Source organism: Formosa undariae (genome assembly GCF_042427615.1).
Lineage (GTDB): Bacteria > Bacteroidota > Bacteroidia > Flavobacteriales > Flavobacteriaceae > Formosa > Formosa undariae.
Genome location: NZ_JBHMEZ010000003.1, coordinates 964,644 through 987,599 on the forward strand (window position 1 = coordinate 964,644; position 22,956 = coordinate 987,599).

Below are 22,956 nucleotides of genomic sequence, written 5' to 3' on the forward strand. Positions count from 1 at the left end.
AAGTTAAGAATTTGGCTTTACAAACCTCTTATTTTATCTTGAAAGGGTAAGATCCATTTTTTGTGCTTAAAAGATTCTTTTTGCTGATATAAATCGACACTAGAGTCTATAAATGGCGCTGGTTTTCTACCATTTAAAGATACTAAGCTTTCAGCATACACATGCACTTGATTAAATCCCTCAGCTTTATAATGATTTCCCAAATAATGAGCATATTCTAGTATTAAATCTGGCTGAAAACTCATTTGTTGCTCTTGTCGTGATGTTAAAAACTCTGAATTATCGACAATACACTCCGCTCCTGTTTCCGAATCCACCACTCTAAAGGAAGTGACTCCCGATTTTTCTATAAGCGAAGTACGCCAAGAGAACAAGTATCCTTCTCCCGTCCAAAACAACTCCCCTTCATATAACATATAGCGTAAAGGAAATAGCAGTTGAAATACAAAAAATACGCCTACAATAAATATGGGTAAAGGCGTCAAGTACTGAAAATCTTTCGTCATTTTTAAAGCCGAAGACAAATGTAAACCGTTCCGAATTGGAGACAAAAATGTTCTTAAGGTTAATAGCCCTTTTTGATGCCATTTCGAAGAGAAAAATATAGGAGCACAAAAAACAAGTATTAAAGGAAACATGCCGAGCGGAAATAAAGCTTGCGAAAATAATTGATTTCCCACTAACAATAGAAAAGAGATTAAGCGTGTACGCTTATAGAGTAACAGAAAAGGAATAGCCAATTCAAAAATCATAAAACTCCAACTAACGGCATAATGAAACCATGTCGCTTGCAATATCGATTTACCGATAAATGGAATATTAGTACTGTTAGACAACCACAATTCTAACGGCATGGCATGGTATAGCCAATCGGAATTAAGCTTTGCCAAACCGGAATAAAAAAAGACGATAAAAAACAGAAATTTCACACTATCCACGCACCATTTTGGAATGGTACGATAAGAGCGTCGGGTAAAAAGTGAATCTACAGAGAATGCTGCACTTGCAGGCAAAAAAACCATCAAAAAACTTAATATCATAATAAAATAAGACGCCGATTGATACATTGTCTTATCCATAAACTGAATATAAGTATAGCTTAAAAAAAAGATAATTATGGATATTCTGTACTTGAATCCAAAAGCCACAAAGACAGAAGATATGGCACAAACTGCAAATAACGCATACGTATAAAAGCCAAACGGTTTTACCCATTCGAAACCATAAAATTTAAAATGAAATTTAGGTTCTAGATACAAAGATTCTATCCAGCCTTTTTGCCAAAAGATAATTAAACTAATACACATTAAAAGTCCAAAACACACTCTAAACACCACTAAAGGCGCCGGGCTTGTTGTTTTGAGAAAATATGTATTTAAATTCATCTTAATAGATTAGATGTGCTTTTGTTCATTTTTTTAATATCGAATTATAATATAAATAGATAAGCTATCTATATTAGGCATTCTTTCAAATTTCTAAATATTTTTTAGGATAGGTAAGCAAAACATCAAATATTTCTGATTTTTATATTGACAACTAACGCAAGAACACTTTATCGCACTCACTAAAAGACATTTACAATAAAAAAAAGCTAACTTATTTTTCAAACATAAATACCTATAATTCATCGATAATCCTGTTTAGACTTACTTTCAATAGGTTTAGGGAATTTCGTGCAAGTGTGTATAACTCATTAAAAGAAGGTGTAACGCATATGATTTACACCTTTTAATAAGGGATATCTGGCTCTTTTATTATAAAAAACACCAATTTCTACTCGTTTATTAAACTTTTCGAAATTGGTGTTTCTTTAATAGTATTAAGATTTATCGTCTTCCGCCACCACCACGAGAACTACCTCCTCGTTGTTGACGACTGCCACTAACATTCATTTTCTGTCCTGCAAAACTTCCAAATTTATAGGTAAAGTTTAACATAAAATATTGCTCTAAAATATTACTTTCAACATCTTGAATGTAGGTTTCTGTAACCGAGCGTCTATACCCGTTATTTTTGCCAAGCATATCGTAACCTACAAGGGTTAGAGTTGCTTTATTGTCCCATAATTCGATACCCAATCCTGCGTTCCAAAAAATAGCATCACCATCAAATTCATCACCTACACGACTATTATAGCGGTAAGATACTTTATTAGATAAGAATACATTTTTAAGAAAAAATATAGACGATTCAAAATCTACATTTTGAACAAAGTATTCATTATCGCTAAATTGATCGGTATCATAAACAATATCTGTTGATGAATAACTATAAGATGCACTAAGATCTAACTTATCGTCGTACGAATATTTAAACGATAGAGATGGTCTTATGTTTGTAGTTTTACCAGAAAACTCAATCCCATTTTGTATCGATAAGGAATTCTTATAAGAACCATTCAAACGCGCATTTATATTCATGTTGGTCTTTTTATTATAAAAAGATTTTGATACAGCGACGTTTCCTGTATAAGAATAATCTCCATCAATATTATCGTAAGTCGTGTACTTAATTAAATCCTCGTCTGTAATTGTAGAGCTAATAATTTTATCTTGAACAAAATTTGCTCTAAGATTTCCTGAGATATTAATATTATTATAAGCTAGGTTATTTTGGTATTGAAAATTTATATTATGATTTACCTCCGGCTCTAAAAACGGGTTACCAATAAGAATATGAGTGATATTACTTTCGTCTAAAACGGGTTGTAACTGACTAACAGATGGCAAATTCACACTCTGATTATAATCTAGGTTAATGTTTTTATAGCCATTTTCATCACGGTATCGAATTCTTCCTGAATACGTTGCATACTCAAAATCTGCTTTAAAATCGCGAGCTTCAACCAATTTATCAGTATAGTTTCTATATGTATTTGTGTAACCTCCTTCTAGTTCGAAACGGAAATCACGATACTCGTAACGCAATCTTAAAGCAGGTCTAATCGTTGTGGTAGAGTATTTACTATCGGAACTTAGAATGTCGTTAAAATCGCTATAATCGTCTTCAACTTCATCAAAGTCATAAATAAGTTTTTCGTTTTCTTGAGAATTTATACTCGCTGTATATCTAGGCATAATCCTAAAATTAGTAAACAATTCCTTACTCCAAAACACGCGTAACCCTATATTACTGCTGTAAGTATCTGTAGTATTTATTTGATCTTGAACAATTGTAGTGTTTTGTCTTTCGATATAATTTTCAGAATAATTTTCACTATCCGAATTCCCTTTTGCAAAATCGGTACCGATTGCCATATTTAAATAATCTCTTTTACCTGTAACTGTAGTTACGCTAAATTCGTTATTTATGTTATAATCATCTGATTGTGATTGATTTTCAGAATAATAATCACTCACTAAATCGCCATTGGTGTACTCCGATTTTTTATTTGTTAACGACCCAGATTCTGAACTACTTGTAACTACATTGATCTCGTTAGATATTTGGACTTTATTATTAGAAAGCTTGTTTTTTGGAGGTATAATAAACTTTAAATCCCCTCCTGCTTTATGACTGTCTGAATCGCTAATACTTTTGCTTTCAGAATCTGTGGTATAATTAAGGTCGGGTAAAAAATTCTCGGTATGGCTTATTTGTTCTCTATTATTACTTTGAGCACTATATCTGTAATTACCATTTATACGTGTCTCATTCCACTTTCCTTTGCTAAAATTAGCTCCGATAAAATCCGATTCTATATAACCACTACTAGTGTCCGTGTCTGGTAGGGCATTAAAACCTTTTGTCATGTTAATGTTGTTGGTTCCACCAATAAGTCCTAATTGTTTACCTTCAATAAGCTTAAAGATATTCGCATTAGCTTGGTATTTCTCATCGGTTCCATATCCTACTTTCACATCTCCAAAAGTGGCTCTGTTTTTTCCTTTTTTAATAGTAAGGTTTATTTCTTTAGTTCCAGAATCTGATTCTTCACCTGTAAATTTCTGATTATTAGTTTTATAATCTGTAACCTGAACTTTACTAATCACATTACTAGGTAGATTTTTTAATGCGATATCTCCATTTTTTTCACCAAAAAAAGCCATCCCATCTACGTTAATAGCCTCGACTTCAATACCATTCATGGTTATATTTCCATCTGTATCAATTTCGATACCTGGTAACTTTTTTAGTAGATCTTCTGCTTTATCGTTTGGTAAGGTTTTAAAACTATCGGCATTATACTCAACAGTATCTTTCTTAATTAATACCGGTGGCGCTTGCGCTATTATAGACACCACGTTTAATTCTTCGATCTGTTCTTCGATGGTGACAACACCCACATTTAATTCCTTTCCGGTAGGCACATTAATATCCATCATAAAAGGTTTATATCCCATATATGCAACATTAAGAATCGCTTTAGAATCGTCTTCGGTGTTTACCTGAAATGAGAATTCACCATTTTTATTAGTAATACCGTAGGATATGGGAATACTGTCTTGTATACTTTGCAAATAAACAGTTGCACCTTCCAAGCCGGTTAAATCTTTATCTTTTACAACACCCTCTAAAGTGAACTTTTGTGCAAATAATGATCCTGAAAAGGATAATAAAATTAAGACTAGTAGTAGTTTTTTCAAAATATCTAATATGGTTAGGTTTAACGGTTAGACCTAACCAACTTCAAAATGTTTAACCTCTAAATGTTAAATAAAACTTAAAGAAACAGTTAATGATAGATTTTGAAAATTTTAGTGGCTTCATTATATGCACTTTCAAAACTCAATGCATTTAACGGATTTTGTTTTTTCACTGTAAAATAAGATAGGAGTTTTTCGGTTGGCATATTTCCAGTAAGTTCGTCTTTTGCCATTGGGCAACCTCCAAATCCTTGAATCGCTCCATCGAACCGTTTGCAGCCTGCTTTATAAGCGGCATCTACTTTCTCGAACCACAAATTTGGTGTTGTGTGTAAATGTGCACCAAATTCGATATTTGTATATTTTGGAATTAAATTTGAAAATAAATAGTCAATTGTTTCTGGTGTCGAAGATCCTACAGTATCACTTAACGATAATATTTTCACACCCATAGCACTTAATCGTTCTGTCCAATTAGCAACAACATCTACATTCCAAGGGTCTCCATATGGGTTTCCAAATCCCATGGAAATATATACGACCACTTCTTTATTGCGCTGATCTGCGATATTTAAAATCTCATGTAATGTTTCGACCGATTCTGCAATGGTTTTATGGGTATTACGCATTTGAAAGTTTTCTGAGATAGAAAATGGATAACCTAAGTAATCAATATTCTTATGGCTAGAAGCCTCTTCTGCACCACGCGTATTAGCCACAATAGCGAGCAGTTTACTCGTTGTTTTAGATAGATCTAACCGCGAAAGTACTTCGGCTGTATCACACATTTGTGGTATGGCTTTAGGCGATACAAAACTACCAAAATCTATAGTATCGTACCCCACTCGCAAAAGCGATTGAATGTATTGTACTTTACGCTCGGTTGGAATAAAGGCTTTTATACCTTGCATCGCATCGCGCGGACACTCTATTACTTTTACACCGTTTGCCATTAATTATTAGCGTTTAGACTATAAAAATACTATTATTTTTCTGAAATTAAGATGAATATTGCAATACCCGTAAATACAACGACTTGCATCCATTTTAAGAATGGTCCGACGCCTTTATGTTGCTTTATATATTCTGATATTGAACCCGCTAAAATTGCTAAAATTGAAAAAATCACGAATGAAACCCCCATAAAAATAAAGCCCAAAATATAAAATTGTTTCACCGTACTCAATGTACTACTAAATAAAAACCCAGGGAAAAATGCAAGAAAGAAAATAGACACTTTCGGATTTAAAACATTCATGATAAAGCCCTGCTTAAACAACTGAGGCCACGTTTTATCTTGAACATTTTGAGTACTTAGTAACACTTCTGCATCACTTTTATAAACCTTATAAGCGAGATATAGTAAATAAGATGCCCCTAATAATTTTATAAAAAAGAAAATAGATTCCGATGATTTTATAATGGCAGAAACTCCAAAAGCAACCAGTGTAGTATGCACTAAACACCCAGAAATTAATCCAAAAACAGTAGCCATTCCAAACGATTTCCCATTGGTTATACTTTGCATTAACACATAAATATTATCTGGACCAGGGGCAATAGCCAAAATAGATGTTGCGATAGCAAATGATATTAATATATCTATATTCAAAAGCTTAGTTACGTTTTAAAATAGCCTTGTTAATGGTTTTAATAAGCGCTGGCCCTTCGTAAATAAATCCAGTATAAATCTGAACTAAAGTCGCACCAGCATCTAATTTCTCCAAGGCATCTTCGGCAGAATGAATCCCTCCCACTCCAATAATCGGAAATGCTTTGTTACTTTTTTCACTTAAGTACTTAATTACTTTTGTGCTTTTTTCTTTAACAGGCTGTCCACTTAATCCACCATTTCCAATAGCCTCAAGCTGAGATTTTCTTGCTTTTAAATCACTACGATCTACAGAAGTATTCGAGGCTATAACGCCATCAAGTTGTGTTTCGTTAACTATATCGATAATTTCATCGAGTTGAACATCGTTTAAATCTGGAGCAATTTTAAGAAGAATTGGTTTTTCTTTACCAAAGGTTTTATTCGCTGTCTTAACAGTGCTAATTAATTCCAACAGATAATCTTTATCGTTTAGTTTAGCATGGCTTCCTACGTTTGGACAACTCACGTTAAGTACAAAATAATCGACATATGGATGTAATAAATTAAAACAGGTTACATAATCTGCCGTATAATTTTCTGGTGTGGTTTGTGTGTTTTTACCAATATTTCCTCCAATAAGGATTTTACCTTTATTTTTTTTAAGTTGCGTAATCGCGGTTTCAACACCTTCATTATTAAAGCCCATTCGGTTAATTAATCCTTGGTCTTCAATCAATCTAAAAATACGTTTTTTAGGATTTCCTTCTTGAGGAATTGGAGTTACCGTCCCAATTTCTATAAAACCAAACCCAAAATTTGCCAGCTCGTTATACAAGACAGCATTCTTATCGAAACCTGCCGCTAATCCCACTGGGTTTTTAAATTTTAATCCAAATACTTCGCGCTCTAATTTCTGATCTTCAACAACAAATAATGCTCTAAATAAACTTGGTACTAATGGGATTTTAGAAAGAAATCGTACCATAGAAAATGTAAAGTGATGTACTTTTTCGGGGTCAAAAGAAAAGAATAAAGGGCGAATTAATAATTTATACATGGATGATTTATTTATGCAAAAATACTTTTAATTAAAAAATCCTACAATTCAAAAAGCATAAATAATTAATAATAGTATTTTTGTTCAAAATCTAAGTCCTCATGATAAATAAACAGCACCTAATAGACCGTTTTGTAAGTTATATAACTGTAGATACAGAGTCGGATCCAGAAAGTAATGCAACCCCGAGTACAGAAAAACAGTGGGATCTTGCTAATGCACTTGCCGAAGAATTAAAAACCATTGGATTAGAGGATGTTTCCATAGATGAAAACGCTTATATTATGGCTACACTACCTAGTAATGTAGATCACGATGTACCAACTATAGGATTTATTTCTCATTTCGATACCTCTCCAGATTTTTCTGGAGCTAACGTAAAACCTCAATTTGTAGAAAATTACGACGGAAAAGATATCATTCTTAATAAAGAATTAGACATTATTTTATCGCCCGATTATTTCGAAGATTTACTTTTATATAAAGGACAAACATTAATTACCACCGATGGGACCACGCTTTTAGGCGCAGACGACAAAGCTGGAATTACTGAAATTGTTACGGCAATGGAATATTTAGTGCAACATCCTGAAATTAAACATGGAAAAATTCGTGTAGGTTTTACACCAGATGAAGAAATTGGTCGTGGCGCTCATAAATTTGATGTAGACAAATTTGGAGCAGCATGGGCTTACACTATGGATGGAAGTGAGATTGGAGAACTAGAATACGAAAATTTTAATGCTGCAGGAGCAGTTGTAACTGTAGAAGGTAAAATTGTTCATCCAGGATATGCGAAAGGAAAAATGGTGAATTCTATGTATATCGCTACGGAATTTATAAACTCTTTACCGCGATTAGAAACACCTGAACATACTGAAGGTTACCAAGGATTCTTCCATTTAACCGATATTAATGGTGAAGTAGATAGTACTGTTTTAAAATATATTATTCGCGATCACGATAAAGAACATTTTGAAGCACGTAAAGACATGATGCAAAAATTAACCGATGAGTTGAATACGCAATATGGTCGTAAAGTCGTTTCTGTCGAAATTAAAGATCAATATTTTAATATGAAAGAAAAGGTAGAGCCTGTAATGCATATTGTTGATCTTGCTGAAGAAGCCATGAAACAAGTTGGGATTACACCAAATATAAAAGCCATTCGTGGTGGTACAGATGGTTCTCAGTTAAGCTACATGGGATTACCTTGTCCTAACATTTTCGCTGGCGGACATAATTTTCATGGTCGTTATGAATACGTACCTGTAGAAAGCATGATTAAAGCCACCGAAGTAATTTGTAAGATTGCCGAACTTACTGCGAAACAATAATTTGCGTTAGCGATAGCAGTGGCATCCTTTTTTAGCTTTTATAAATGGCTAAAAAAGATATAACGAAAAGCGCGACCTTTAGGTAACGCCCAAATATAACGTCTGATGATTTTTAACTACTCATCAGGCGTTTTTTATTAAACAATCTTCGACTTAACAGATTAAGGGATTTACATTCCGAAAAAAATAGTGGTATATTTACAATACGATTTTGCGCTAAGTATATTTAGAAAAAGGTACACCAATATAAAAAGCATAATAAGCATGACCTTATGCATCTTGGCAAGTATTTTGCAGTCAAAAATCGCAACACTTTAAACAACAAAATGACCGATAATATATTCGTATACCGATTTAATAAAATGACTAATGATGAGCTTGAAGCTATTAGTTTTAATGAAGATGTATATACCAACGAAGCGCGATTAACCGCTTTAGATATTTTAAAAAGTAGAGGTGTAAATACGGAAGCTATTAATGCCGCTCACACCACTTTAATGGCTGATAACGTGGCTAAGGAAAAAATTATTTTAAACATACCAACTCCTACCACAACGTTTACGGCAGATGCTAAATCTAGCGCCAAATCGTTACCCGATTTATACTCTAAAAGATTCATTTTTGTTATTTCAATTTTATTCTCTACCCTTTTTGGAAGTGTATTATTAATGGCGAACTTTAAGAAAACAGGGCATTCCAAAGCACGAAAGCTTGTATTGTTATTTAGCGTATGCTACCTTTTTGTTCCTGTTATTTTAATAACATCATTTAATTTAGATCCTAATATTGCACTGATAGCTAATGTACTTGGAGGTTATATTTTAACCGAATATTTCTGGAACAAATATCTTGGTAAAACTATTGAATATAATAGATTAGACTGGGCTAAGCCGGTTTTAATCATGTTAGCAATAACAATCCCGCTTGCATATATTGTTCTTAAAAGCGGAGGCGCTATATAGGCTTAAAATTAAGCACGATTTAAAGCATAAAAAAATCCTTCCAATATATATTGGAAGGATTTTTTTTATATCTAAACGTATTTATTATTTATTTAAATACATTCTTCTTCGCGAGTAAATATTGTAAAACTCGTCGTCTCTTAAGTTATCTATAAACAAGATACTTTCTCCTGTACTTTTCATCTCAGGTCCTAGTTTCTTATTTACTTTATGGAATTTATTAAAAGAGAATACAGGTTGCTTAATCGCATATCCTTTTAATTCTGGCTTAAAGTCAAAATCGGTTACCTTTTTCTCTCCTAACATCACCTTTGTTGCATAGTTTACATATGGTTCTCCGTAAGCTTTCGCTATAAATGGAACCGTACGAGATGCTCTAGGATTCGCTTCGATAATATATACTAAGTCGTCTTTTACGGCGAACTGAATATTTATTAAACCAACAGTATTTAGAGCTAATGCAATTTTCTTAGTATGGTCTTTAATTTGTTCCATTACCAAGTCACCTAATGTAAAAGGTGGTAGCAACGCGTTACTATCTCCCGAGTGGATTCCACAAGGTTCGATATGCTCCATAATTCCGATAATGTATACATTTTCACCATCGCAAATCGCATCGGCTTCAGCTTCTATCGCTCCATCTAAATAGTGATCCAGAAGTAATTGATTTCCTGGCATTGTGCTTAATAAATCTACAACGTGTTTTTCAAGTTCTTCTTTATTAATTACAATTTTCATCCCTTGACCTCCAAGAACGTACGATGGACGTACTAATATAGGAAAGTCTAGTTTATCTGCTATTGCAGAAGCTTCATCTGCTGTAGTTGCAATATCAAACTCTGGATAAGGAATATTATTTTCTTTTAACATATTAGAGAACAATCCGCGATCTTCAGCTAAATCTAAAGCTTCGAAACTAGTTCCTAATATCTTAACACCGTACTTGGTTAATTTTTCAGCAAGTTTTAAGGCCGTTTGACCACCTAACTGAACAATAACACCTTCTGGCTTTTCATGCTTAATTATGTCGTAAATATGTTCCCAGAATACAGGCTCGAAGTATAATTTATCGGCTGTATCGAAATCTGTAGATACGGTTTCAGGGTTACAGTTAATCATGATGGTTTCGTAACCACATTCTGCAGCTGCCAGTACACCGTGAACACAACAGTAATCGAACTCGATTCCTTGTCCGATACGGTTTGGTCCTGAACCTAAAACAATAACTTTCTTTTTATCTGTAACAACACTTTCGTTATCTGCGTAACGATTACCATCGGCAGTTTCTACATCACTTTCGAAAGTAGAATAGTAATATGGTGTTTTCGCTTGGAATTCTGCTGCACACGTATCTACTAATTTGTAAACACGATTTACACCTAATTCTTCACGCTTATTATAAACTTGACTTTCTAAACAGCCCAACATGTGTGCTATTTGTCTGTCTCCGTATCCTTTTTGTTTTGCTTCTAAAAGCAAATCTTTTTGAATGTTGTCGATTTTAAACGTAGAGATTTCATTTTTAAGCATATGTAATTCTTCATATTGCTTTAAGAACCACATGTCTATTTTTGTGATTTCATGAATTCTACTTAATGGGATTCCCATTTCGATTGCATCGTAAATAATAAAGACACGATCCCAAGAAGCATGTGTTAGCTTCTCGATAATCTGATTGTAATCTTTATTTTCTTTACCATCGGCACCTAAACCGTTACGTTTAATCTCTAGAGATTGCGTTGCTTTGTGAAGTGCTTCTTGGAACGAACGTCCAATTCCCATAACTTCTCCAACAGATTTCATTTGAAGTCCTAAAGTTCTGTCTGAACCTTCGAATTTATCAAAATTCCAACGCGGTATTTTCACGATTACATAATCTAAAGTCGGTTCGAATAAAGCCGAAGTAGATTTTGTGATTTGATTATTTAATTCATCTAAATGATATCCAATAGCTAGTTTAGCAGCTATTTTAGCAATAGGATAACCCGTTGCTTTTGATGCTAAAGCAGAAGAACGCGATACACGAGGGTTAATCTCGATAGCGATAATATCTTCCTTTTCGTCTGGAGAAACGGCAAATTGCACGTTACAACCTCCTGCAAAATCTCCGATATTACGCATCATATGGATAGCCATATCACGCATTTTTTGATATGTTTTATCACTAAGCGTCATTGCTGGAGCTACTGTAATAGAATCTCCAGTATGAATTCCGATAGGATCCATATTTTCAATAGAACAAATAATAACAACATTATCATTTGCGTCTCTAAGTAACTCTAACTCGTACTCTTTCCAGCCTATTAAAGCTTTATCAATCATAACCTCATGAATAGGAGAAATCTCTAATCCGCGGGTTAATAATTCGTCGAAGTCTTCTTCTTTATATACAAAAGATGCACCTGCACCACCTAAGGTGTAAGATGCTCTAATAATTAAAGGGAAACCAAATTCTTGTGCAATTTCTTTACCTTTTAGGTAAGATGTAGCTGTTGCTTGTGGTGCCATTGGAATACCAATTTTAAGCATCAACTCTCTAAATTGCTCTCTATCTTCTGTAATATTGATAGCATCAATATTAACACCTATAATATCTACACCAAAATCTTTCCAAATTCCTTTTTCATCGGCCTCAATACATAAATTAAGTGCTGTTTGCCCACCCATAGTAGGTAAAACAGCATCAATATGAGGATGCTCTTCAAGGATTTTTACAATCGATTTTGTAGTTAACGGCAACAAATATACGTGATCGGCCATAGAAGGGTCGGTCATAATAGTTGCTGGATTCGAATTGATTAACACGGTTTCTATTCCGTCCTCGCGAAGCGATCTTAAGGCTTGAGTTCCTGAATAATCGAATTCACAGGCTTGCCCAATTACAATTGGTCCAGACCCTATGATAAGAATAGATTTTAGCTTTGGATTTTTTGGCATTGTATTATATTAAGAGATTGCTAAAGTAATTATAAACTAGATATAAAAAAAGGCGCTACGTATAGTAACACCTTTATATATCAACACATTGATATCATTATTTTTTATGTCTTGACTCAGAAGATACAGACAGTTTCTTTCTTCCTTTAGCACGTCTACGTGCTAGGACTTTTCTACCATTGGCAGAAGCCATTCTTTCTCTAAAACCGTGCTTGTTTCTTCTCTTTCTTTTTGATGGTTGAAACGTTCTTTTACTCATTGTCTTGTATCTTTAAAATCTTCAATATTCTATCTAAACGAAGTCTTGATGGTTTCTTCAAAACTGCGGGCAAATATACAAAGACTTTTTTATTACACAAACCTTATTTTAAAAATATTTTTTAGTAAAATTTTTAGTTTCTTTGTAGAGTCAAATATAGAGTACAAATGATTCGATTTTTTCTTAAGATATTAGTGGTAACCTTTATAGGTTCTTTTACTACATCTGCCCAATCCGTATTGCAATATCGCCTAAATATAGGAGACAGCATAACGATTCTTCAGAAAGCGACTCAAAACATAGTTAGACACGAGCAAGGTAGCGCACATAAAATAATAAATAATCTCGAAGAGAACTACACCTTTAAAGTTTCAGATAAAACAGACAGCACCTATACCTTTACGTTTCATTTTAATCAGTTTAAACTTAAAACAACCTCTAATAAATTCGGAGTTATGGTAGATGTAGATACCGACAAGCCCGTAAATGAGGCAGATACTGAAGGAAAAATATTTGGAGGCTTAACCAATTCTGAATTAGAAATAGTAATGTCTAATTCAGGTAAAATTATCCGTGTTAGTGGGGCAGAAAAAATGATTAGTAACATGATTAATCTGTCTGGAGTACAAGACGAATTTACGAAACAACTCATGATCGAATCGATGAAATCTGAATTTGGCAACGAGTCTTTATCGAAAAGTTTTGAGCAACTCACACATATTTATCCAAAACAAAAGGTAAGTATCGGAGACACTTGGACTAATGAATATACAGGAGAAATAAATGCTATAAACACATGGAAACTTGAAAAAATAACAGATACCATTGTTTTAAATGCCCAATCTACTTTAAGCATGATAATTGAAGACGAGTTTTCTAATCTGCTCTTAAAGGGGAAACAAAACATCGTGGTTATAGCAGATAAAAAGACAGGTTTTATTAATGAAATGACTGTAAATGCTGAAGCCAGCAATGCATCCGATTTAAATGAATCGCAGAATAATCCAACAAAAATAACATCTACAACAACTTATAAAATTAAATAAATAATTATGTACAACAAGAACTTAAAATTAGTAATCGCCGGTTTAATTATTGCATACGCTGTCTTTCAGTTTATCGAAGGAAACATTGGAAACGGTATCATGCTAATCTTACTTTCAACCATTTTCATCTTTTTATATTTTAAAAATGAATTTATTTTACTAGCTTTTATGAAGCTTCGTAAGCAAGATTTTGAAGGTTCGACGAAATGGCTAAACAAAATTAAAAATCCAGAAACGGCTTTAGTTGCAAAGCAACAAGGATATTACAACTATCTTCATGGGATTATGATTTCTCAAACGAATATGAATGAATCTGAAAAATATTTAAAGAAAGCTGTTGAATTAGGCTTAAATATGGATCACGATTTAGCTATGGCAAAATTAAGTTTAGCAGGAATAGCATTATCTAAACGTAGAAAGCAAGAAGCAACAAAATTATTGTCTGAAGCTCAGAAATTAGACAAGCAAGGCATGTTAACCGATCAAATAAAGATGATGAAGGAAAACATGAAGCGCGCACAAGCCCCTAATCAGCATTTTGGAGGGCACAAACAACCTCGAGGAGGAAGACGATAGATTTCCTTTAAAAACATAAAAAAACGGCGTTGAATTTCTAATTCAACGCCGTTTTCTTTTACTGTACTGTTCTACTTTTTGTAAAATCCTTTGTTAGGAATTTCGATCTTATATAATTTTCTTGAACTATTATTTAAAAACGGTTCTCTTAACCATGGATTATGGATCTTTAAAATCTTGTAATTAATATCGAAACCTTTCGCAAAACTTGCAAAATCTGCTACTGCAGTATCCACATCGACCGTATAAGATGGCACTAAATTATACAAATCCTTGTCTCTAAAATTAAAGCCATACTTTAACGGATTATTCATAATCTCTTTTAAAGCTACAATTCTAAATACATAACGCCCAGTTTCTTCTCCAAGTAATAAATCGTAATATTCATCGACATCTTGCTTTTCTAATCGCGAAGTTATTCCTCTATTCCCTGCATTATATGCAGCTGCTGCCTCTGTCCAAGTTCCTAATTGTGCTTTAGATTTTTTTAAATACTCACAAGCCACCTCTGTGGCTTTAATAAGATTATAACGCTCATCGACATTATCGTTTATTTCCAATCCGAAATCTCTTCCTGTACCTTTCATAATTTGCCAAAAGCCACGAGCGCCAGCTGGAGAAACAGCATTTGTTAAACCACTTTCTATGACGGCTAAATATTTAAAATCGTCTGGAATACCATGTTTCTTTAAAATAGGCTCTATAACAGGGAAATATTTGTTAGCACGTTTAAATAATAATAAAGCATTAGACTGCCAATAGGTATTAACTAATAATTCACGATCCATACGTTCGTAAACATCCGGATCGTTTAAAGGTAAAGCTTCACCAGCAAAATCCAATTTTTCTGGCATTGGCAAGGCATATATATTATAATCGTTTAATTGTTTTTTTTCAAAATTCTCATCGGTTCCTGGGTCTTGAACTGCATTTATCGATAATGCAACCACACTCAATACACCGGCAAATAGTAATCCTTTTTGGATACGCTTCATATATAATTAGTTTTGTTTAAAAGTAATAATTCACATCAAATTCTAAGCCACGTTATCGCCTAAAATTAATTTGGGAAGGTTTTCATTAAACCATTTAAATTTGTTTAAAATCATAATGTGTGTACCACCTTCTATAGCGATACAATCTGTAATGTATTGAATTGGGAAAACGGCATCTTTTTTACCATGAATATGAATGGTATTTGGAAGTGGTTCCTTTTGTTCCCAACACACTACTTGCTCTATTGCCCAGTCCAAATAATTTTTATCACGAACAGACAAATATTTTTTATATAGTTTAACGCGCTTTGTTGCCTTATCTCCAAAAGTGTATTTAGCATAAGCTTCAAAATCTTGCACCAAATGCGTTGGCAAAAATTTATACATTTTAGTGGCTTTAGCCAATTTCATACGTTTAGGCAATTCATACTTTGTTAACACACTCGAAATCACAATAATTTTACGTGTTTTTATATGTTTGCTCATTTCTTGTACTAGAATTCCGCCAAAAGACACGCCCACTAAAACAGGGTTTTCTTCCTTTATCTCTTTACATATACGTTTTGCATATGCCGACAAACTTTCTTTCGGTTCTGGAATAATCCATTCTAACAAATGTATTTTAAATCGATCTTCTGCCAATTCTATATATTCAAAAATTGAGGAATTTGCTGCCATTCCCGGCATAAAATACACATGTATTATATCTTGACTCATAAGGTATTAAACTAGTAAATACTATAATAGTATAATAAAATTCCGTAAATTTGCAACAGGTTTTTTATTAAATCCAAAAATAGTGAATTCTATTTTCCTTCCACTACTACGTTCGTTAAAAATATGATTATGATAGAAACAGCAGAAGTAACAGACAACGATTTTTTACGTCAGTTTGAATACAAAATTGACAACGATTTAGCAATCATAGAATACTCGCTCCAAGAACGAAAGATTTTTTTAACCAAATTTATTATCTCTGAAGAACATGACAATGAAGAATTTAGAGACAGATTTATAACCTTAGTATTAGAAAATATTCAGGAAAGAAATTTAAGCATGATGCCTACCTGTCCTACTATAGTCAAATTTATTAGAAAACACAGACAATATAGAAGTATGCTACCTATAGGAGTAAGAATTTAAATATTATAAAAAGAGCCACTTTAAAGTGGCTCTTTTTAATTTTATGCTGATGCATTCGCTTTGACAAATTCAAATCGAACTAAACCATCTTCGTCTATTTTCGTTAAAGTAATGTCCTGCAATGTATTTACTAATTCAGGATTCCAAGGTGCTTTAACTTTTACATAATTTTCTGTAAAACCATGAATGTAACCTGCTTTATTTTCCCCCTCGAATAATACCGTTCGTGAACTTCCCAATTGACTTTCGTAAAAAGCTCTACGTTTTTTAACCGATAAGCCACGAAGCATTTTACTTCGCTTACTACGTACGTTTTTAGGAACAATTCCTTTCATGTTCGCTGCTTCTGTATTATCACGTTCAGAATACGTAAATACGTGTAAGTAAGAAATGTTTAATTCATTTAAAAAATGAAAGGTTTCTAAAAACAATTCATCTGTCTCTCCTGGAAACCCAACAATAACATCTACTCCAATACAGGCATCTGGCATGACTGTTTTAATTTTATTTACGCGGTCTACATACAATTCTTTCATATAACGACGCTTCATTAATTTAAGAATCTCGTTACTTCCACTTTGTAATGGAATATGAAAATGAGGCACAAAGGTTCTGCTTTTCGAAACAAAATCTATAGTCTCATTTTTAAGCAAATTAGGTTCTATTGATGAAATACGAAGACGTTCAATACCTTCAACAGTATCCAACCCCTTTACTAATTCTAAAAAGGTATGTTCGTGTTTTTTATTACCAAACTCTCCTTTTCCGTAATCCCCGATATTTACTCCGGTTAACACAATTTCTTTTATATCTTTTTCTGAAATTTCTTTGGCATTCTTAAGCACATTCTCCAATTCATCACTTCTAGAAATCCCTCTAGCCAACGGAATTGTACAATACGTACACTTATAATCACAACCATCTTGAACCTTTAAAAAAGCCCGTGTTCTGTCTCCAATAGAATAACTTCCAACGTAAAAATCGGCCTCTTCAATTTCGCAAGAATGTACTTCTCCAAAATCGTTTTTAGACAAATCGTTTAAATAATCTGTGATTTTAAATTTTTCTGTCGCTCCAAGAACCAAATCTACGCCATCTACATCTGCTAATTCTTGTGGTTTCAATTGTGCATAACACCCAACGGCAGCAACAAATGCTTTCGGGTTTACTTTTTGCGCTTGCTTAACAATCGTTTTAAAACGCTTGTCTGCATTATCGGTAACAGAACAGGTATTAATCACATAGATATCCGCAGGATCCGAAAAGTCTACACGGTCAAATCCTTCATTTTCAAAATCTCTTGCAATAGTAGAGGTCTCAGAAAAATTTAGTTTACAGCCTAAAGTATAAAAAGCAACTTTTTGTCGAGTCATAATTTTGTTTCTAAAAAGAATGCAAATTTACAAAAAAACTACGGTGTTATGGCTAAATCCCTCTTAATACCAAATCACCCTATAAATAGCGCATTAAAAGAAATTTTTATAATCTCAGAAAAACTAAATAAATTTATACAGCCTGCTCCTTTTGTCTGATAATACACTTACTTTTGAAATTCTAACCATTTTAGTACAATCCTCGTTTATAGTTTATGGCGTCAGTTTTAAAAACATTCTCTACATATTTTAGAAACTTCTTACTTATATGCTTTGGTAGTTTATTACTAACAAACTGTGCTACAGATACAAAAAACACTAAAGATAATCTTGTGTTTAGATATAATGAACATAAGAATATCGGCTCACTAGATCCAGCATTTTCTAAAGACATTGCAGATATTTGGGCGACAAATCAATTATTCAACGGATTGGTACAAATGAACGACAGTATGCAGGTTGAACCTGAAATTGCTAAATCGTGGACTATTTCTGAAGATGGATTAACCTATACATTTACACTAAGAAATGATGTGTATTTTCACAAACATAGCATATTCGGAAGCGACTCTACACGTACTGTAACTGCTAGAGATTTTTCATACAGCCTAAACCGTTTACTAGATCCGCAAATAGGATCGCCAGGGCGATGGGTTTTAAACAAAGTAGAGGGCTTTAAAGCGATTAATGATAGTGTGCTTAAAATTCAGCTAAAACAACCTTTTCCTGCATTTTTAGGATTATTAACTATGAAATACTGTTCGGTCGTTCCTAAAGAAATTGTAGAGCATTATGGTCCAGAATTTAGATCTCACCCAATTGGTACAGGACCTTTTTATTTTAAACGTTGGGAAGAAAATGTAAAACTTGTGTTTAGAAAAAACACATCGTATTTTGAAACAGATGCAAAAGGACAGCGTCTACCCTATTTAGAAGCCGTGGCCATTACTTTTTTACCAGATAAACAAAGTGAGTTTTTACAATTCGCACAAGGTAATATAGATTTTGTTTCGGGATTAGACGCCTCTTATAAAGATGAAATTTTAACAGCTAGCGGCAGTTTAAGAGCACGTTACACGACTAAAGTTAATATGATTCGTGCCCCCTATTTAAATACCGAATATTTGTCTTTTTATATGGATTCTGAGCTAACTGAAATTCAGTCGGCATGGCTTCGGAAAAGTGTAAACTACGGATTCGATCGTAAAAAAATGATGACCTATTTACGAAATGGTATCGGAATTCCAGCACACGGCGGATTTATCCCAAAAGGATTAGCAGGCTATAATGCTACTATCGGATTTGATTACAATCCAGAAAAAGCCAAAGCATATCTAGAGAAATTTAAAACAGAAACAGGCATACAGCATCCAGAAATCACGATTACGACAACAAGTAATTACTTAAGTTTTTGTGAATACATTCAACGTGAAATCCAAAAAACGGGATTAATGGTACATATTAATGTGGTACCACCTTCGGCTTTAAAAGATGCAAAAGCGAATGGAAAATTAGATGTATTTAGAGCCAGTTGGGTAGCCGATTATCCTGATGCAGAAAATTACCTTTCTTTATTTTATAGTAAAAATTTCGCTCCCAATGGACCAAATTACTCCCACTTTAAGAATGAGTTATTTGATACTTTGTATGAGCAATCTTTTACAGAAACGAATACGACCAAACGAGAAAAGCTATACACTAAAATGGATTCTTTAGTCATGGAACATGCACCTGTTGTCCCACTATTCTATGATGAAGTTGTTCGTTTTACAAGAAAAAACGTTTACGGATTAGGTATAAATCCAACAAACTTATTAGAGCTAAAGCGCGTACAAAAGCACGACTAGTCTCTTCTATATTTTTTAGTTTCCTCAAACACGTATTCCATAATAGCTTTATCAATTTCAGAAAATTCTAGATCTCGTCTTTTCATTACCATTTCGGCAACTTCAAAAGCTTTTTTGGTTGTGTATGTTGTGAATCCACTACTTCCTCCCCAACTAAAACTAGGCACAAAATTACGCGGATATCCAGCTCCAAAAATATTAGCATTTACACCAACAACAGTTCCCGTATTAAACATAGTATTAATACCACACTTACTATGATCTCCCATCATTAACCCACAGAACTGAAGTCCTGTATTTGCAAAATTTTCTGTTTCGTAGCTCCACAATCTCACTTCGGCATAATTATTTTTTAGGTTGGAATTATTCGTATCTGCTCCTAAATTACACCATTCTCCTAATACAGAATTTCCTAAATACCCTTCGTGACCTTTATTAGAATTTGCAAATAATACTGAATTATTTACCTCTCCACCAACTTTACTAAAAGGTCCAATAGTTGTAGGTCCGTAAATTTTAGCACCCATTTTAACGGCTGCACCTTCGCATAACGCAAAAGGCCCACGGATTAAACTTCCTTCTAAAACCACAGCGTCTTTACCTATATAAATCGGTCCTTTAGATGCATTTAAAGTTACAAAATTAAGCTCTGCACCTTCTTCTATAAAAATATTTTCAGGAGCAATGGTATTCACATTAGAAGGTATAGGTTGCGAAGTGCGTCCTTCTGTCAGTAAATCGTAATCCTCTTGAATGGCTTGTCCATTTTTAGAAAATATATCCCAAGTATGTTCTACTTTTAAACAGTCTCCATCGTACTCGATAGCCTCATAAGACTCGAAATCGATATCCTCCTGAGTATCTGTCGTAAAAAATGCGATCACATCTTCACCTTCAAAAATAGCCTGATTAGGTTTTAAATAACTAATCAATTCTACCAATTTATAATTAGGAAGGTAGGATGCGTTAATCATGACATTCTCATCCATCTCAACCATCGGATATTTATCGGCAAGATAATCTTCGGTGATTGTCGTTGTGGTTCCTCCCAGATACATTTCCCATTTTTCGCGAATGGTTAAAATACCTATTCTAATATCGGCTACAGGCCTTGTATATGTAAACGGCAATAGACTATTGCGTGAAGGACCATCAAAGAGAATATAATTCATGATTCTGTTTTTTTGAAGTAAAAATAAAAAAGCCTTTCAGATTCTGAAAGGCTTTAGTAAAATATATTTGTGCTAAATTACTTTTTGAATTTAGCGTATTTGTTTTTGAATTTATCAATACGACCAGCCGTATCAATTAATTTAGATTTACCTGTGTAGAACGGGTGTGATGTTCTTGAAATCTCCATTTTAATTAAAGGATACTCAACACCATCTACTTCTAATGTTTCACTTGTATTAGCAGTCGATTTAGTTAAAAATACATCCTCATTCGACATATCTTTAAATGCTACTACTCTATAATTTCCTGGATGTATATCTTTTTTCATCACTAAATGTTTTAATCTTATTCAATTTTTGAGATTGCAAATTTATATAAAATTTATTATCTCGCAATCTTTTTTTGAATTATTTATATAAGTTTCTTTTTGTAACGTTTTACTATATTTGTTAACTAACTAGTTTAAACCAGTAATTCAACTTCAAATTTATGGAAAATTCTTTAAAATCTATGGCTGCCACTAACGGTATTTATTTAGCCATTTTATTATCTGCCATTACAATAATAGCATATGTTGTAGATCTAGAAATATTAACCAGTATGTGGGTTAGCGCGGGTATATTTATAATTATTATTGTTTTCGGAATTATTTCTACAGCCAAAGCTAAAAGTTTACAAAGCGGATTTATAAGTTTTAAAGAAGCATTTACAGCCTACTTCACTACGGTAGTGATAGGTGTTATTATTAGCACAATAGTAAGTATTATTATTTTTAATTTTATAGATCCAGATGCTGCTGATTTTTTAAAACAACAGATTATTGAAAAATCGACTGGAATGATGGAAAGCTTTGGAGCACCTCAAGAACAAATAGACCTTGCCATTGCAGAAATGCAAAAACAAAATCAGTTTGAAATAGGAAATCAATTAAAATCTTTAGCCTTTTCAATTATATTTTATTGCATCGTTGGATTAATAATTGCATTTGCAATGAAAAAAACTGACCCAGAAGCCGTTTAATTATAGTATTTTTGATGCTTTTAAACGTATAAAACGCATAGATGAATATATCAGTAGTCATACCACTACTTAACGAACACGAATCTTTACATGAATTATACGATTGGATTGCACGCGTTATGCAATCCAATCATTTTTCATATGAAGTCATTTTTATAGACGACGGAAGTACGGATGATTCTTGGAATATTATTTCGAAACTCTCCAATACGCACCCCGAAGTTAAAGGCATTCGCTTTTTACGGAATTACGGAAAATCGCAAGCCTTACATGCGGGATTCTCCAAGGCTATCGGCGAAGTGATTATTACCATGGATGCCGATTTACAGGACAATCCAGAAGAAATTCCCGACCTTTATAATATGATTATTAATGACCATTACGACATGGTATCGGGATGGAAAAAGAAACGTTACGACTCCATAATTTCAAAAAATCTTCCTTCAAAATTATTTAATTGGGCTGCTCGAAAAACATCGGGAGTTAAACTTCACGATTTTAATTGCGGACTAAAATCATATAAAAATGATGTTGTAAAGAATATTGACGTTAATGGAGAAATGCATCGTTATATTCCGCTTTTAGCTAAAAATGCTGGATTTTCTAATATTGGAGAAAAAATTGTGCAGCATCAAGCCAGAAAATATGGCGAAACAAAATTTGGAATAGAACGCTTTATTCATGGCTTTCTAGATTTAATAACTATTTGGTTTATATCTCATTTCGCAAAACGCCCGATGCATCTTTTTGGCGCATTAGGTGGCATAATGTTAGCTATCGGTTTCGGATTTTCTGTATATTTAGGAATTGATAAAATTTTTCTAAATCCGTATGGCAGACTTATTACCCAACGTCCACAATTTTTTATAGCCTTAACCACGATGATTCTTGGTACTCAATTTTTTGTTGCTGGATTTTTAGGCGAGCTTGTTTTAAGATCAAAACCAAACCGAATTAGATATAAAATTAAGAGTGAATTAAATTTAGAAGATAAAATATAACAATTTAACGCGCTTTTAATTATTAACATTTAACGAATTACTTATTT

20 protein-coding genes are annotated in these 22,956 nt (G+C 33.3%); 8 read left to right on the forward strand and 12 right to left on the reverse strand.

Annotated features, from left to right (window positions below; all coding sequences use genetic code 11):
- Nucleotides 1-17: 17 nt before the first annotated feature.
- The 5 genes from ACFFVB_RS07345 to ACFFVB_RS07365 all read right to left on the reverse strand — a co-directional run bounded on the left by ACFFVB_RS07345 (nucleotide 18) and on the right by ACFFVB_RS07365 (nucleotide 7,240).
- The gene (locus tag ACFFVB_RS07345; RefSeq protein ID WP_382382067.1) at nucleotides 18-1,385 is read right to left on the reverse strand and encodes an HTTM domain-containing protein; all 1,368 of its coding nucleotides are present in this window, start codon (nucleotides 1,383-1,385) and stop codon (nucleotides 18-20) included.
- Nucleotides 1,386-1,829: 444 nt separating this feature from the next.
- Nucleotides 1,830-4,589: an outer membrane beta-barrel protein gene (locus ACFFVB_RS07350; protein ID WP_382382068.1), complete on the reverse strand. Its 2,760-nt coding sequence runs from the start codon at nucleotides 4,587-4,589 to the stop codon at nucleotides 1,830-1,832.
- A gap of 89 nt (nucleotides 4,590-4,678) precedes the next feature.
- On the reverse strand, nucleotides 4,679-5,542 hold the full coding sequence (locus ACFFVB_RS07355) for a hydroxymethylglutaryl-CoA lyase (protein WP_382382069.1): 864 nt from the start codon (nucleotides 5,540-5,542) through the stop codon (nucleotides 4,679-4,681).
- 32 nt (nucleotides 5,543-5,574) lie between these two features.
- Nucleotides 5,575-6,201 carry a LysE family translocator gene (locus tag ACFFVB_RS07360; protein WP_382382070.1) on the reverse strand — a complete coding sequence of 209 codons (627 nt, stop codon included), beginning with the start codon at nucleotides 6,199-6,201 and terminating at the stop codon, nucleotides 5,575-5,577.
- A gap of 4 nt (nucleotides 6,202-6,205) precedes the next feature.
- Nucleotides 6,206-7,240, reverse strand: coding sequence for a quinone-dependent dihydroorotate dehydrogenase (locus ACFFVB_RS07365; protein WP_382382071.1), 1,035 nt, complete (start codon nucleotides 7,238-7,240; stop codon nucleotides 6,206-6,208).
- Between the two features lie 101 nt (nucleotides 7,241-7,341).
- Between ACFFVB_RS07365 and pepT the strand changes: the two genes are divergently transcribed.
- Both pepT and ACFFVB_RS07375 read left to right on the forward strand, forming a co-directional pair.
- Complete coding sequence (gene pepT, locus ACFFVB_RS07370; protein ID WP_382382072.1) at nucleotides 7,342-8,577, forward strand: peptidase T; 1,236 nt, start codon at nucleotides 7,342-7,344, stop codon at nucleotides 8,575-8,577.
- Nucleotides 8,578-8,903: 326 nt separating this feature from the next.
- The gene (locus tag ACFFVB_RS07375; protein WP_382382073.1) at nucleotides 8,904-9,539 is read left to right on the forward strand and encodes a hypothetical protein; all 636 of its coding nucleotides are present in this window, start codon (nucleotides 8,904-8,906) and stop codon (nucleotides 9,537-9,539) included.
- A gap of 84 nt (nucleotides 9,540-9,623) precedes the next feature.
- Here ACFFVB_RS07375 and carB read toward each other — a convergent pair whose 3' ends face one another.
- A complete protein-coding gene (gene carB / locus ACFFVB_RS07380; protein ID WP_382382074.1) occupies nucleotides 9,624-12,476 on the reverse strand; it encodes a carbamoyl-phosphate synthase large subunit in 2,853 nt (950 codons plus the stop codon).
- A 97-nt stretch (nucleotides 12,477-12,573) separates the two neighbouring features.
- On the reverse strand, nucleotides 12,574-12,735 hold the full coding sequence (rpmH, locus tag ACFFVB_RS07385) for a 50S ribosomal protein L34 (protein WP_038527912.1): 162 nt from the start codon (nucleotides 12,733-12,735) through the stop codon (nucleotides 12,574-12,576).
- Nucleotides 12,736-12,902: 167 nt separating this feature from the next.
- Here rpmH and ACFFVB_RS07390 point away from each other — a divergent pair, with 167 nt between their 5' ends.
- Both ACFFVB_RS07390 and ACFFVB_RS07395 read left to right on the forward strand, forming a co-directional pair.
- Nucleotides 12,903-13,781 (forward strand): DUF6263 family protein, encoded by an 879-nt coding sequence (locus ACFFVB_RS07390; protein WP_382382075.1) that lies wholly within the window; start codon nucleotides 12,903-12,905, stop codon nucleotides 13,779-13,781.
- Between the two features lie 6 nt (nucleotides 13,782-13,787).
- Nucleotides 13,788-14,357 (forward strand): DUF2892 domain-containing protein, encoded by a 570-nt coding sequence (locus ACFFVB_RS07395; RefSeq protein ID WP_382382076.1) that lies wholly within the window; start codon nucleotides 13,788-13,790, stop codon nucleotides 14,355-14,357.
- A 71-nt stretch (nucleotides 14,358-14,428) separates the two neighbouring features.
- On the opposite strand, the gene ACFFVB_RS07400 is transcribed toward ACFFVB_RS07395, so the two are convergent.
- Entirely contained in the window at nucleotides 14,429-15,352 is a 924-nt protein-coding gene (locus tag ACFFVB_RS07400; protein WP_382382077.1) for a lytic transglycosylase domain-containing protein, read from the reverse strand.
- Between the two features lie 42 nt (nucleotides 15,353-15,394).
- Nucleotides 15,395-16,069, reverse strand: coding sequence for an alpha/beta hydrolase family protein (locus tag ACFFVB_RS07405; protein WP_382382078.1), 675 nt, complete (start codon nucleotides 16,067-16,069; stop codon nucleotides 15,395-15,397).
- A 129-nt stretch (nucleotides 16,070-16,198) separates the two neighbouring features.
- Here ACFFVB_RS07405 and ACFFVB_RS07410 point away from each other — a divergent pair, with 129 nt between their 5' ends.
- Nucleotides 16,199-16,495, forward strand: coding sequence for a GNAT family N-acetyltransferase (locus ACFFVB_RS07410; RefSeq protein ID WP_382382079.1), 297 nt, complete (start codon nucleotides 16,199-16,201; stop codon nucleotides 16,493-16,495).
- A 41-nt stretch (nucleotides 16,496-16,536) separates the two neighbouring features.
- Here the strand turns inward: ACFFVB_RS07410 and mtaB are convergent, their stop codons facing one another.
- Nucleotides 16,537-17,868: a tRNA (N(6)-L-threonylcarbamoyladenosine(37)-C(2))-methylthiotransferase MtaB gene (gene mtaB / locus ACFFVB_RS07415; RefSeq protein ID WP_382382080.1), complete on the reverse strand. Its 1,332-nt coding sequence runs from the start codon at nucleotides 17,866-17,868 to the stop codon at nucleotides 16,537-16,539.
- A gap of 215 nt (nucleotides 17,869-18,083) precedes the next feature.
- On the opposite strand from mtaB, the gene ACFFVB_RS07420 reads away from it, so the two are divergent.
- Entirely contained in the window at nucleotides 18,084-19,715 is a 1,632-nt protein-coding gene (locus ACFFVB_RS07420) for an ABC transporter substrate-binding protein (protein ID WP_382382081.1), read from the forward strand.
- Here the strand turns inward: ACFFVB_RS07420 and ACFFVB_RS07425 are convergent.
- Complete coding sequence (locus ACFFVB_RS07425) at nucleotides 19,712-20,887, reverse strand: GlmU family protein (protein ID WP_382382082.1); 1,176 nt, start codon at nucleotides 20,885-20,887, stop codon at nucleotides 19,712-19,714. The two genes, ACFFVB_RS07420 and ACFFVB_RS07425, sit on opposite strands and share 4 nt — an antisense overlap.
- 77 nt (nucleotides 20,888-20,964) lie before the next feature.
- The gene (locus tag ACFFVB_RS07430; RefSeq protein ID WP_057778427.1) at nucleotides 20,965-21,216 is read right to left on the reverse strand and encodes a type B 50S ribosomal protein L31; all 252 of its coding nucleotides are present in this window, start codon (nucleotides 21,214-21,216) and stop codon (nucleotides 20,965-20,967) included.
- 161 nt (nucleotides 21,217-21,377) lie between these two features.
- On the opposite strand from ACFFVB_RS07430, the gene ACFFVB_RS07435 reads away from it, so the two are divergent.
- Both ACFFVB_RS07435 and ACFFVB_RS07440 read left to right on the forward strand, forming a co-directional pair.
- Entirely contained in the window at nucleotides 21,378-21,908 is a 531-nt protein-coding gene (locus ACFFVB_RS07435) for a DUF4199 domain-containing protein (protein ID WP_382382083.1), read from the forward strand.
- Between the two features lie 41 nt (nucleotides 21,909-21,949).
- Entirely contained in the window at nucleotides 21,950-22,909 is a 960-nt protein-coding gene (locus ACFFVB_RS07440; RefSeq protein WP_382382084.1) for a glycosyltransferase family 2 protein, read from the forward strand.
- Nucleotides 22,910-22,956: the final 47 nt, after the last annotated feature.

Bases quoted from the DNA above. Each gene is read 5' to 3' on its own strand.
- ACFFVB_RS07345 (WP_382382067.1), bottom strand. From the start codon at position 1,385: ATGAATTTAAATACATATTTTCTCAAAACAACAAGCCCGGCGCCTTTA.
- ACFFVB_RS07355 (WP_382382069.1), bottom strand. From the start codon at position 5,542: ATGGCAAACGGTGTAAAAGTAATAGAGTGTCCGCGCGATGCGATGCAA.
- ACFFVB_RS07365 (WP_382382071.1), bottom strand. From the start codon at position 7,240: ATGTATAAATTATTAATTCGCCCTTTATTCTTTTCTTTTGACCCCGAA.
- pepT (WP_382382072.1), top strand. From the start codon at position 7,342: ATGATAAATAAACAGCACCTAATAGACCGTTTTGTAAGTTATATAACT.
- ACFFVB_RS07375 (WP_382382073.1), top strand. From the start codon at position 8,904: ATGACCGATAATATATTCGTATACCGATTTAATAAAATGACTAATGAT.
- carB (WP_382382074.1), bottom strand. From the start codon at position 12,476: ATGCCAAAAAATCCAAAGCTAAAATCTATTCTTATCATAGGGTCTGGA.
- rpmH (WP_038527912.1), bottom strand. From the start codon at position 12,735: ATGAGTAAAAGAACGTTTCAACCATCAAAAAGAAAGAGAAGAAACAAG.
- ACFFVB_RS07390 (WP_382382075.1), top strand. From the start codon at position 12,903: ATGATTCGATTTTTTCTTAAGATATTAGTGGTAACCTTTATAGGTTCT.
- ACFFVB_RS07395 (WP_382382076.1), top strand. From the start codon at position 13,788: ATGTACAACAAGAACTTAAAATTAGTAATCGCCGGTTTAATTATTGCA.
- ACFFVB_RS07400 (WP_382382077.1), bottom strand. From the start codon at position 15,352: ATGAAGCGTATCCAAAAAGGATTACTATTTGCCGGTGTATTGAGTGTG.
- ACFFVB_RS07405 (WP_382382078.1), bottom strand. From the start codon at position 16,069: ATGAGTCAAGATATAATACATGTGTATTTTATGCCGGGAATGGCAGCA.
- ACFFVB_RS07410 (WP_382382079.1), top strand. From the start codon at position 16,199: ATGATAGAAACAGCAGAAGTAACAGACAACGATTTTTTACGTCAGTTT.
- mtaB (WP_382382080.1), bottom strand. From the start codon at position 17,868: ATGACTCGACAAAAAGTTGCTTTTTATACTTTAGGCTGTAAACTAAAT.
- ACFFVB_RS07420 (WP_382382081.1), top strand. From the start codon at position 18,084: ATGGCGTCAGTTTTAAAAACATTCTCTACATATTTTAGAAACTTCTTA.
- ACFFVB_RS07425 (WP_382382082.1), bottom strand. From the start codon at position 20,887: ATGAATTATATTCTCTTTGATGGTCCTTCACGCAATAGTCTATTGCCG.
- ACFFVB_RS07430 (WP_057778427.1), bottom strand. From the start codon at position 21,216: ATGAAAAAAGATATACATCCAGGAAATTATAGAGTAGTAGCATTTAAA.
- ACFFVB_RS07435 (WP_382382083.1), top strand. From the start codon at position 21,378: ATGGAAAATTCTTTAAAATCTATGGCTGCCACTAACGGTATTTATTTA.
- ACFFVB_RS07440 (WP_382382084.1), top strand. From the start codon at position 21,950: ATGAATATATCAGTAGTCATACCACTACTTAACGAACACGAATCTTTA.